At 32.0% G+C, this 12,514-nt stretch carries 7 protein-coding genes and 1 pseudogene; 4 read left to right on the top strand and 4 right to left on the bottom strand.

Annotated elements, in window-relative coordinates; translation table 11 throughout:
* Positions 1-28: 28 nt before the first annotated feature.
* The 4 genes from thiH to fabG all read left to right on the top strand — a co-directional run bounded on the left by thiH (position 29) and on the right by fabG (position 5,699).
* A complete protein-coding gene (gene thiH, locus MARIT_RS07840; protein ID WP_024740464.1) occupies positions 29-1,138 on the top strand; it encodes a 2-iminoacetate synthase ThiH in 1,110 nt (369 codons plus the stop codon).
* A 752-nt stretch (positions 1,139-1,890) separates the two neighbouring features.
* Positions 1,891-2,946: a HesA/MoeB/ThiF family protein gene (gene moeB / locus MARIT_RS07835; RefSeq protein WP_024740463.1), complete on the top strand. Its 1,056-nt coding sequence runs from the start codon at positions 1,891-1,893 to the stop codon at positions 2,944-2,946.
* A gap of 110 nt (positions 2,947-3,056) precedes the next feature.
* A complete protein-coding gene (gene typA / locus MARIT_RS07830; protein ID WP_024740462.1) occupies positions 3,057-4,826 on the top strand; it encodes a translational GTPase TypA in 1,770 nt (589 codons plus the stop codon).
* Positions 4,827-4,952: 126 nt separating this feature from the next.
* Entirely contained in the window at positions 4,953-5,699 is a 747-nt protein-coding gene (fabG, locus tag MARIT_RS07825; protein ID WP_024740461.1) for a 3-oxoacyl-[acyl-carrier-protein] reductase, read from the top strand.
* Between the two features lie 586 nt (positions 5,700-6,285).
* Here the strand turns inward: fabG and MARIT_RS07820 are convergent.
* The 4 genes and pseudogenes from MARIT_RS07820 to MARIT_RS07805 all read right to left on the bottom strand — a co-directional run bounded on the left by MARIT_RS07820 (position 6,286) and on the right by MARIT_RS07805 (position 12,498).
* Positions 6,286-6,744, bottom strand: coding sequence for a helix-turn-helix domain-containing protein (locus MARIT_RS07820; RefSeq protein WP_231975091.1), 459 nt, complete (start codon positions 6,742-6,744; stop codon positions 6,286-6,288).
* A gap of 387 nt (positions 6,745-7,131) precedes the next feature.
* Positions 7,132-7,899: pseudogene (locus tag MARIT_RS15900) on the bottom strand (IS1595 family transposase); the annotation flags it as partial.
* Positions 7,900-9,102: 1,203 nt separating this feature from the next.
* Positions 9,103-11,277, bottom strand: coding sequence for an endonuclease (locus MARIT_RS07810; RefSeq protein WP_100211210.1), 2,175 nt, complete (start codon positions 11,275-11,277; stop codon positions 9,103-9,105).
* A gap of 6 nt (positions 11,278-11,283) precedes the next feature.
* Positions 11,284-12,498 carry an RsmB/NOP family class I SAM-dependent RNA methyltransferase gene (locus MARIT_RS07805; RefSeq protein ID WP_100211209.1) on the bottom strand — a complete coding sequence of 405 codons (1,215 nt, stop codon included), beginning with the start codon at positions 12,496-12,498 and terminating at the stop codon, positions 11,284-11,286.
* Positions 12,499-12,514: the final 16 nt, after the last annotated feature.

Genomic DNA, 12,514 nt, shown 5'->3' with positions numbered 1-12,514 from the left:
TTGGACTAAAAATACTTTATCATAATAAATGAAAACATTTAAAGCACTATTTGATACTTATAATTGGAATGAAGTTTTGGAAAGTATTTATACTAAAAAAGAGAGAGATGTTATAAGTGCATTATCTAAAGACAGGTGTAATATAGAAGATTTTAAAGCCCTGATTTCTCCAGCAGGAACAGCTTTTATAGAACAAATAGCACAAAAGAGCCATATGCTAACGAAGAAACGATTTGGAAATACAATGCAAATGTACGCCCCCATGTATTTAAGCAATGAGTGTCAGAACATATGTACGTATTGTGGGTTTAGCTTGACGAATAAAATTCCGAGAAGAACATTAACGGATCAGGAAATTTTAGAAGAAGTAGCTTTTTTAAAAAAGAAAGGTTACGATCATATTTTATTGGTTACTGGAGAGGCTGATAAAACGGTGGGAGTTACTTATCTAAAAAATGCAATAGCACTCATTAAGTCGCAGTTTTCAAATATAACTATAGAAGTACAACCTTTGGAAAAAGAAGAGTATGAATTACTGATAGAGAACGGATTATATGCCGTATTGGTGTACCAAGAAACATATCATGAAGCGGCATATAAAAAACACCATCCAAAAGGAAGAAAATCTAATTTTGAATACCGATTAGCAACTCCTGATAGATTAGGTAAGGCAGGGATTCATAAAATCGGTTTAGGAGCATTATTGGGTTTAGAAGACTGGAGAGGAGATAGCTTTTTTACCGCATTACATTTAAAGTATTTGCAAAAAAACTACTGGAAAACAAAGTATGCTATTTCCTTTCCTCGTCTGCGACCTCATTCAGGAGGAATAGCACCAAAAATAGAAATGACAGATACCGATTTGGTACAGTTAATTTGCGCATTTCGCTTGTTGGATGAAGATGTAGAATTATCCATGTCAACCAGAGAGAGTGAAGTATTCAGAAATCATATTATTCATTTAGGAATCACTTCAATTAGCGCAGCGTCTAAAACAAATCCAGGAGGCTATGCCGTAGCACCTCAATCTTTAGAACAGTTTGAAATATCAGATGAAAGAAGTACGGAAGATTTCGTAAGCATGCTAAAGAGTCAGGGAATGGAGGTGGTTTGGAAAGATTGGGAGCAGTTTGCATAAGCGATGTATGGAGTTACGGAAAGAACGATAGAATTCCCTATGTTGCGCTTGATTTTTACTTCGCCTTTTCTCTAAAAAATGAAGAGGAAGTTCACTTATAAAACTCCAAAGGTAGTGATTAACATGTACAGATAATAGGCGAGTTAGTAGCCAAGTAGGTAGGAAGTAGTTCTTAAATTTTAGTGTAAAGTTTATTGAAGACTTATGGCAAACATACATATCTAAAAAGTCAATTTATTGAGGCTTGATACTTCTATAAACCCCAGTACTCCCTATAAAAAATAATACTATTCTTTTTGTTTAAAAGTATAACTAATTGATTTTTAATTTATCTGTGTACAAGCTTTTTAGAGTGGGTAAAAAACACTGTACAAAAAACGAAGTTGACATCTTGTACAGTGTTTTTACGAGGGAAAAAAACACTGTACAAAAAATGAGGTTGACATCTTGTACAGCGTTTTTACGAGAGAAAAAAATGCTGTACAAGAAATGAGAGGTTAACAAATACTTCAATAAAAAAGAACCTTCTCTAAAAAAGTGTGTTAGTAAAAGGTGTGCTAAACAGGATAATTAGGCATTCATATTAAGCATATTTTTATTTAAATTGATTTTGAAGGCTCCTTAGCATAAGGAGGCAAAAAAGAGTAGCTTTGTAAGAACAATCTGACAAAGTAATTGAAGTGATTTAAACTTTTTATTTTGAAGCGAAAATTTAGGACTTTTTGTCCTAATCATCTTTACACAACTAGAAAATGGATTTAACAACAGAAGAACGAAAACAATATAACCGTCATTTAATTTTAGATAAAATAGGGGTAGAAGGACAATTAAAATTAAAGAATGCCAAAGTACTGGTTGTTGGAGCGGGGGGCTTAGGTTGCCCTATATTACAATACTTAACTGCAGTAGGTGTAGGAACTATTGGAGTGATAGACAACGATACGGTGTCACAAAGCAATTTGCAACGTCAAATTCTATATACGATTAATGATGTAGGAATCTCGAAAGCTGTGGCAGCAGTGAAAAGATTATCACAATTAAACCCCTTTGTAAAATTCAACACCTATAATGAACAATTAACAATCCAAAATGCAATTTCATTATTTAATGCGTATGACGTTGTTGTAGATGGAAGTGATAATTTTTCAACTCGTTATTTAACCAATGATGCATCAATAATAACCGATACGCCTTTGGTATATGGAGCCATTTTTAAGTTTGAAGGACAAGTAAGCGTATTCAATTATAAAGGAAGCGCAACATATAGATGTTTGTATCCAGTACCTCCTAAGCCAGAAGCATCTCTTAACTGCTCTGAAATAGGGGTAATAGGAGTATTGCCAGGTATTATAGGCAGTTTACAGGCTAATGAAACGATAAAAATAATATGCGAATTAGGAGACGTCTTAGCTAATAAACTGCTAATGTATGATACATTGACCATGCGTCAAATGATTTTAAACTTTAAAAGAGTAGAAAGTTCTCAGGTGGATGCATTAGAACAAGATTATGATCTTTTTTGTGGGATTGATAATAGCAATGAAGAAATCACTTTAGAAGCATTGGAAAAAAATAAAAATAAATACCACCTGTTAGATGTTCGCGAAACTTCAGAAAGAAAAGAGTACGACATTGGAGGGCAACATATTCCTTTAGGGGAGATTATAGAAAGAATGAAGGAAATTCCTAAAAACAAAAACATTGTAGTATATTGTAAGTCAGGAGGTAGAAGTAAAAGAGCTATTCAAGCGCTTATAGAAAATAAATACGAAGGAAAGTTGATCAATTTAAAGGGAGGTTGCTTTTAGAAAAAGCCTTAAAATTGCCTATTTAAAATTTGGAAAAGAGTATTTTTTTTTGTATTTAATCTGTTATTAAATCTAAAAACACTACTTTTGCGGCTTCAAAATAAGCAAGTATGCAATCAATTAGAAATATCGCTATTATAGCTCACGTTGACCACGGTAAAACAACTTTAGTAGATAAAATTATAGATCAAGCTAAAATCTTAGACGATCGTAAAGAACGTACAGATTTATTATTAGATAATAATGATTTGGAACGTGAAAGAGGAATTACAATTCTTTCTAAAAATGTATCAGTAAACTACAAAGATGTAAAAATCAATGTGATTGATACGCCTGGTCACGCCGACTTTGGTGGAGAAGTGGAACGTGTATTAAAAATGGCTGATGGTGTTTTATTGTTAGTTGATGCTTTTGAAGGTCCAATGCCTCAAACTCGTTTTGTATTAGGTAAAGCAATAGAATTGGGTTTAACTCCTATTGTAGTTGTTAACAAAGTGGATAAAGAAAACTGTACTCCTGATTTAGTACATGAAAAAGTATTTGACTTAATGTTTGCTTTAGAAGCAACAGAGGAGCAACTCGATTTTACAACGATTTATGGTTCGGCTAAAAATGGTTGGATGAGTACAGATTGGCAAGAGCCAAAAGAAGATATTGTTGATTTATTAGATGCTGTTATTGAAACAATTCCAGAAGCACCATACAGAGAAGGAACTCCACAAATGCAAATTACGTCATTAGATTTTTCTTCTTTTACAGGAAGAATAGCTATTGGGCGTGTGTTTAGAGGAGACTTGGAAGAGAATAAAGACTATATGCTGTGCAAGGCAGATGGAACAACAAAAAAAGTTCGTATTAAAGAATTGCACGTATTTGAAGGAATGGGAAAAGCTAAAGTAGCAAAAGTAAGAAGTGGAGATATTTGTGCTATTACAGGTATTGAAGGTTTTGAAATTGGAGATACTATTGCAGACTTAGAAAATCCTGAGGCATTACCAAGAATTGAAGTAGATCAGCCTACAATGAGCATGTTATTTACGATTAATAATTCGCCTTTCTTTGGTAAAGAAGGAAAATTTGTAACCTCTCGTCATTTGCGTGATAGGTTATTTAAAGAGATGGAAAAGAATTTAGCATTGCGTGTTGATGAAACAGATACAGAAGATAAATTTAATGTTTTTGGTCGTGGAGTATTACATTTATCTGTTTTAATTGAAACAATGCGTCGTGAAGGATATGAATTACAAGTAGGTCGTCCGCAAGTAATCATCAAAGAAATTGATGGAAAGAAACATGAGCCAATGGAAACATTATCTATTGATGTTCCTGAAGAAGTTGCTTCTAAGGCAATCAATCTAGTATCTTTACGAAAAGGTGATTTATTAGTGATGGAACCTAAAGGTGATTTGCAACATCTAGAATTTACAATTCCATCAAGAGGATTAATAGGTTTGCGTAATAAAATATTAACAGCAACTGGAGGACAAGCAATTATCAATCACAGATTTAGTGAATATGGACCTTATAAAGGTGACTTTACAGAGGATTTAAAAGGAGCTATTGTATCTTCTGAAACAGGAAAAGCAACAGCATATGCTATTGATAGATTGCAAGATAGAGGTCGTTTCTTTATTGATCCTAATCAAGAAATTTACAAAGGACAAGTTGTTGGAGAAAACTCTAAGCAAGATGATATGGCAGTAAACTTAATTAAAGGAAAGAAATTAACCAATGTTCGTGCGTCTGGTTCTGATGACGGTGTTAAAATTGCTCCTAAAATTGACTTTTCATTAGAAGAATGCATGGAGTATATAAGAGGAGACGAATATTTAGAAGTAACTCCAGAAAGTTTGCGTATGCGTAAAATTAATTTTAGATAGTTCATGAAGGTTTTAATATATAAAGCTATTTAAGAGCGAACAAAAAATAAAATTAAACTCACAAGGTATAAAGCTTTGTGAGTTTTTTTTTTATAGTATATTTGCGCTCTATAAAACAACTAAGTAATGAAATTATTAGAAAATAAAACGGCTATTATTACAGGAGCCTCTAGAGGAATAGGTAGAGGAATTGCTGTAGAGTTTGCAAAGCAAGGGGCTAATGTGGCCTTTACGTATAGTGCTTCTGTAGATGCGGCAATTGCTTTGGAAAATGAGTTGAAAGGATTAGGGGTGAAAGCAAAAGGATACCAGTCAAATGCAGCTGACTTTGATGCAGCTCAAGAATTAGCAAAAACTGTTTTAGAAGAGTTTGGAACTATTGATGTTTTAATTAATAATGCTGGAATTACAAAAGATAATTTATTGATGCGTATTTCAGAGGATGATTTTGATAAGGTTATTGAAGTGAACTTAAAATCAGTTTTTAATCTAACGAAAGCAGTTATCCGTCCGATGATGAAACAAAGAAAAGGTTCCATCATCCATATGAGTTCAGTTGTTGGGATAAAAGGAAATGCAGGACAAGCAAATTATGCGGCTTCAAAAGCAGGGATTTTAGGTTTTTCTAAATCTGTTGCTTTAGAGTTAGGTTCTCGTAATATTAGAAGTAATGTGATTGCTCCAGGTTTTATAGAAACAGAAATGACAGCAAAACTAGATGAAAAAATAGTAGAAGGATGGCGTAATGAGATTCCATTAAAAAGAGGAGGAACTCCTGAAGATATAGCAAATGCATGCATCTTTTTAGCTTCTGATATGAGTGCTTATATTACAGGGCAAACATTATCAGTGGATGGAGGAATGTCAACTTAAAAAAATAAAAAAAGCTTGATTTTTAAAAATCAAGCTTTTTTATTTTTACTACTTAAATATTTTCGAATTCTTGTTGGTGTTCTTAGGCACAGGCATAGAATCACATATTGAAAAACCTTTTGAATCTCTATCCATATCAGCTTAAGAAATAGGCATCTGAAAAGTAAAAAATGATAGCATAAAAAACGTTTTTTATTTAAATTAAGTCTGAATAAATTAACTCCTTTTTGAAAAGCTTCTTTTCTAAGTATTCATTTCAATCTTAGTCTTTATCAGGGTTTAATAAGTAAGGTATTTTCAAATTTTTGCTGGTATTTTAAACTCCCTGAGAATCGCGTATTTGAAATCCTTCTGAACATCTCTCCATATAAGCCTAAGAGATAGGGGTACGAAAAAGTAAAAAATGAGCAATAAGACTTAGCTGCTTTAGCAAAAACTTTCTAATACAGAGAAAGCATCAATTCCAATAATTTAAATTTTTACTGTTTATTCAAGATCTAGTAAAAAGGAAAGCTTTTTGAATTTTTGCTGATATTTTTCGATCGTATAATAAGGTACTCTTTCTCTATTTGATAAATCGCATTTTTTAGATAGGAAATGTATTGTTATCGAAATTTTCAAAACTACCATCGTTGTATAACAAAATGATCTTTATCAATTCCTTGCCTTTTTTTTGAGGGATAGATGGGAGGTCTATAGGTGCTTCATGAGAAAACAAAGAAGGAGTTTCTTCTAAAGAAGGAGGATTCCTATCTATTACATCTTGCTCCATTGATGGAAATTTTCCTTTTCCTTTTAAAAACCAATACAAATTAACTTCGGGAAATTTATCTACTACTTTTAAAACAAAATCTAAACTAGGTTTATTTCTTCCAGATAGGAGGTGAGACATGGTTGATCTTTGAATATCAATAGTATCGGCAAAACTAGAAGATGTTAATTTGTAATAATCAAGTACTTGTTTTAAGCGTAAAATAATTTCAGTAGAGTTCACTATTGTAAATATTAAAGGGTTTATTACAAATGTAATGATAAATTTAATCATATCAAAATTACTAATGTAAAAGCATAAAACAAAAAACATGCTAAATTAAAACTTTATATAAAGTTATTTAAAATGCTTATTGCTAAGTGATTACATGCTTAATATAGTTTTTATTTATAGTGATTGGTTTCAATAAGAAGAATGCATTTAATTGGATAATTAATGCATGAGTATGAAATATTACGATTGTAATCCTTAAAATGAACTTTATAATAAATAAAATTATGAATTGACTATTTTATATAAGTCATCAAAATACCGAAAAGGTCTATAAAAAACTATTTACATTTGTAATTAACTGAATTGCCTTTTGTTATTCTGTAAATTACCCCATTTTTTACTAAGCTTATACATATGCTGTTTGTAAGATTAAGGCTTTTATAGAGGTCAGCACTTACTTATCAATTTTGATTGGTTTACATCAGCTTCAACCATTCTGCATATTAGATTATTGAAAATCGTGCCCCTGTCTTATGATCTATTAATCTTATAGCAACATTCCTTAGAATAAAGGTTAATATTTCTATCACTTATCCGCAAATAAGTGGTTCTTATCCATGATTTAACTTGACGTATCGTTCTATGAAGTGCTTTAAAATTTAAACTACTATTGCTTTCAATTTGTTATCATATACTTTTGAAATAAGTCTATAGCCTTCCCATTTATCTGTGGTTATCTTTGTTTTTTGGCTTATATCATGTGGTTTACAAAAATATAAGGAAGTGATTCTGCTGAAAAGTCGCCTATTCTCGTTGCATACATCTGTTTGACTTAGCTTCTTTTGTTAGCTGAACTGCTGTAACAGCTTTTTTTTCCTCCAATAACAAATTCATTTATATGTACATCTCCATCCATGAGATGATTACTATTAGAGGGCATAATTTCTCTTACTTTGTACATAAAAATTCGGGCTATAGCTTGGGAGATTTCATAGCAAGCTCCCATATAACTAGCTGATAAACCTTTGGTGGAAGTTGCCATCTCAAAACAAATGAGAAAAGCTTTTCGAACTCCAAATTTGGCCTTATGAAATAGCGCACTTCGTTGTTGATTCAATACTACTGTAAATACTACGATTTCCACCAAAAGCCTTATGGTGCTTGGCAAGCAGTATGATTACAACGATTACACTTGTAGGCTGTTTTTGACCTTATTTCTTACCAAATATTATATCTAAAATGGAACTATTTTTTAATAATTAAGTGGAAGGTCACGAATAACTCTTAAATAAGCTTAGGTAGAAAATTGGATAAGGATTTTAGCCAACTAGTAATAACGTACCAATTAGTAGGGGATGATCTTTATAAAAGGATGATTACAAATGTAAACTACAACAAAAGATCAATGCGCTCTATGTATAGATATATTGATTCAACTGCACAAATTTATATCAAAGAATTAAAGAAAGTATGCTTAAAAATTCAGATACTTTGATTTATTTACTTACAGAGAAATAAAGTCGATATCTTTAACAAATAAATACTTTTAAGCCTTAATAATCCTATTTAGTCAATAGTAGGATTCTTTTTTCTCTTAATGCTTAAATAAGTATTAAACGCATTTTTCTTAAGCATAAGAGAAAAAAGAGAAGAATCATACTAAAAAATGATGAACGTGTTAGTTAGTTATGTTCTTCAAAGTTATTTAAGAGTTCAAAAGGTTGTAATTTCCTTGACATCATTCTTTTTGTTATATAAGCAATTAGGCACCTATAAAAACAAGAAACAAAGAACAATTCATCTTTCTATATAAAGTCAATTAGTAGGAGGATAATGTGTTTGTTACAATTGTAAATAATATACAAAAACTTCCATTGTTACAAAAGTAAATGTAAAGGTGTTCGTTTTTGTAAACTAAAGATATCATTGATGCAAGTAGGTATTTTTTAGGTGTTAGATTTCGAGCTATAAAAGCTTTTTATAGACTAGTTGCGGTATATAATAGCGTTTAAAAAAGGTAGTAAAGGGCTTATTTAAGTGTCTTAAACAAGAAAATAATTGTTAGCGGGTCTGAAAAATTGTTATTACTGAATGAATATGACATACAGAATTAAAAAAAGATTGTTTAGATGTAAATACATATTACAATTGTAACTTATTTATCATATAGGTAAGTTATATATGTGAAATATTCATTTGTAATATTAGTTTATGATTAATACTCCTTAAATGTTAAAGTAGCTTTAAAAGGTGTAACAAATTGGAGATTTATAAGTCATATAAGAGATTATATTACTATGCTGATAAATTTAGTAATTTGATTAGTTTTTAATAGTTGATAAAAAAGCCTCTAGAGAATTCTAGAGGCTTTTTAATTACCTTTAACTTTAGGCAACTTATTATGTGAGATTATTTTTTTTATCTTTTGATAAACTTCTTTATAGAAAATTTATTTCCTGATCTAATCTTTAAAATATAAATCCCTTGATTTAAATGACTAACATTAATCCTGTTAGAAGGATTATAAACATTTAATACATTTTTTCCTCGAATAGTATATATAGAAAATTTATCAATAGTAATGTTAGAAGACGTCTTTACAAATAAACTATTCTGAGCAGGGATAGGATAAACATTGAAAATAGATTTATCGAACTCCTTAGTAGATAAAGTAGAGGAGTGGGTTCCTATTCCATCAAAGGTATTCCCTGCAAAAGTATCCCATTCGCCTTGCAAATCGAAGGTAGTATTAGGAGCAGCGATATTACTTTTTCTACGTAAAGTAATATCTTTCGCGTAGTTATCCGAACTATTAAAAACACCTATAATATCAATTAAAACACCATTTTTAAACAAACCAACAGCGTCATTTCCGTTAAAATTAACAGGAGCTCCGAAATTACTAGAAACTACTAGGTCAGCTTCATCTATTAATTTTTGATTAGAAGCACCTCCATTGATAATAACGAAAACTTCACCAGGTACGATACTAGTAGTTGTTCCTGAGCTTAAATCTAATTCGTCTTTCCAGTCTCCAGATCCATTACTTTGTCTTTTAACAGTATAGCCTGCTAAATCAATAGTTCTACTAGTTATGTTAGCAATTTCTAAAGCTTTATTATTACCTCCATCTGGTTCAACATATTCAGAGAAAAATAATTCGTCAGCACCATTAGAAGCTCCATCAGTAGTAGTTGCATTAACAGTTGCAGATTGTGCAGATTTATTATTGGCTCCGTCCTTAGCTAATAAATTAACACTGTAAGTAGTTGATATAGTTAACCCAGTAACCGTATAAGTTGTATTTGTAGTTGTGGTTTTTAGGTTTCCATCAACGTAAACTTCATAACCAGTAACAGCAGTATTATCAGTTGAAGGAGTCCAAGTAATTTTAAAAGAAGAATCTGTTTGATTGCTAACAACAATACCGATAGGAACTGTAGGTGCTTCTGTATCTTCTAAGGTTTTTCCATTTACGACATTACTAGCAGCTGATTTATTGTTAATTAAATCTTTTGCTACAATGGTTACTCCATAAGTAGTATTTGGTGTTAAACCTGTAATTGACATGGTAGTATTAGGTGTCGTCTTAATCAAGTTTCCGTCCAAGAAAACCTCGTAACCAGTAACACCTACATTGTCTGTAGAAGGATCCCATGAAACATCAATTGAAGAAGTTGTTTCATTACTTACTACCACATTTGCTGGAACAGTAGGAGCTTCAGTATCACTACCTGTATAAATACCCCACAAATCTTGCGCAGTATCTCCTCCCCATATTCTAGTAGCTAAATAAGGATTATCTATAAAAGGATTTCTATTACCTTGCGCGTAAGTATTAGCTGTATTTCCATGATAGGTATTACGAGCTTTTTCGATATCAGAAACAGGATCTTCTGCATTCCATTTTAAAAATAAATCGATCATCTCATCATCTGTAAATTCAGATGAACCAACGCCAACACCTGAAGGAAGACATTGAGTTTCATAACGTAAGTACATATACATCACCATTCTAGCAATGTCTCCTTTCCACTCATCACCAGGATACCAAGCATTAGTGTTGGGTCCGTTAGGGCCAACATAAGTAACTGATGAAAAACCAGAATTACCAGAACCATCTCCAAATCTATAGTTGTTTCTGGTGGAATTCCTTGTTTTATCAGCAGGTCTTAAGTTATGAGCATCTGTTCCTGCACCAGGAGATCCTGTTTCTAATTTAGGAGTAGCGAGAGATTTTGAATACACATGCTCTCTATTCCATACTAAAAGATCTCCGTTACCAGAGTCTTGTAAATTTCCACTACGAACTCTATCATTATCTACTTCGGAGTCACTTCCATCTTCCCATCCATAAATTAGAAGTACTTCTGAAGGGTTATCAGGATTTGCATCAGTAATTTTAGAAGCTTCCCAAACTCCTGGGGTATAACTAAGTAAATTTGTATGAGTACTTTTTATTTTTAAAGCAAGAGCTTCTTTTAATGCTGCTCCTGTCAAAGTAAGATCTACATCGCTATAATAAGCTTGTTGCGCAACAGTAATACTAACTGAAGCTACGATTAATAAGGCTGTAAGTAATTTTTTTACCATAATATATTATTTTTTGCGTTCTAAAAGTGCCATATAAAATCCATCAAAACCAGAAGTGCTTGCTAAGATTTTTTCATCTTTAATAAATGAAAAATCTTTACCTGCATCTGAAGCTAAGAAAAATTCTATTTGTTTTTGATTCTCAGAAGGCAATACAGAACAAGTTGCATAAACCATTTTGCCTGCGGGCTTTACCATCTTAGAATATTGTTGTAAAACTTCTTGTTGCGTAGTTCTAATTCTATCCATAAATTCTGGTTCTAATTTCCACTTACTATCTGGATTTCTCCTTAAAACTCCTAAACCAGAGCAAGGAGCATCTATTAGAACTCGATCGGCTTTTTGATGCAATTTTTTTATGACTTTAGTAGAGTCAATAACCTTTAAATCGATGTTATGAGCTCCATTTCTTCGAGCTCTAACCTTTAATTTCTTCAATTTACTTTCGTAAATATCCATTGCTATAATTTGCCCTTTATTTTCCATTAAAGATGCGAGATGGAGTGTTTTTCCACCAGCGCCAGCACAAGTATCAACTACTTTCATTCCTGGTTGAACATCTAAATAGGCAGCTACTAATTGAGAAGAAGCATCTTGAACCTCAAAATCCCCCTTTTTAAAAGCTTCCGTTTTAAAAACATTCGCTCTTTCTACTAACTTTATAGCATCTGGGTGATTAGGTAGTTTTTCTGTAATTACGTTTTCAGTACGCAATTGTTTTTGCAAATTATCTCTTGTAATTTTTAAGGTATTGGTACGCAAAATTACTTCGGCTTGCTTATTTAAAGCAGCCATTTCTTTAGTCCAAATGGTTTCTCCTAATTCAGAGGCACCAATTTCATCTATCCAGTCAGGAATAGACTCTCTAAATTTTCTAATTTTTGATAATTCGTCAAATTTTCCTTTGATTCTTCGGGTAGGAGTAGGTTCTATTTGGTTCCAATCGGGTAGTGGTATTCCTTTTAAGACACACCAAACAGAAAATATTCTCCATAAGTTAGGCCTGTCGAAAGGTTCTTTTACATTAGCTATTTCAGCATATAGTCGCTTCCATCGAACTATTTCGTAAATAGTTTCTGCCACAAATTTCCGATCTCTACTTCCCCAACGTTTATCTCTTTTTAAAGCTTTTTCAACAGCTTTATTAGCGTAAGCACCTTCATTAAAAACATCGCGTAAACTATCTATTACCGCATATGTTAAATTTCTATGTAATCTCATTCTTGTGAATTTGTGG

The sequence above is a fragment of the Tenacibaculum maritimum NCIMB 2154 genome (genome assembly GCF_900119795.1).
Taxonomy (GTDB): domain Bacteria; phylum Bacteroidota; class Bacteroidia; order Flavobacteriales; family Flavobacteriaceae; genus Polaribacter; species Polaribacter maritimus.
This window is presented reverse-complemented; position numbering and strand designations above follow the sequence as displayed.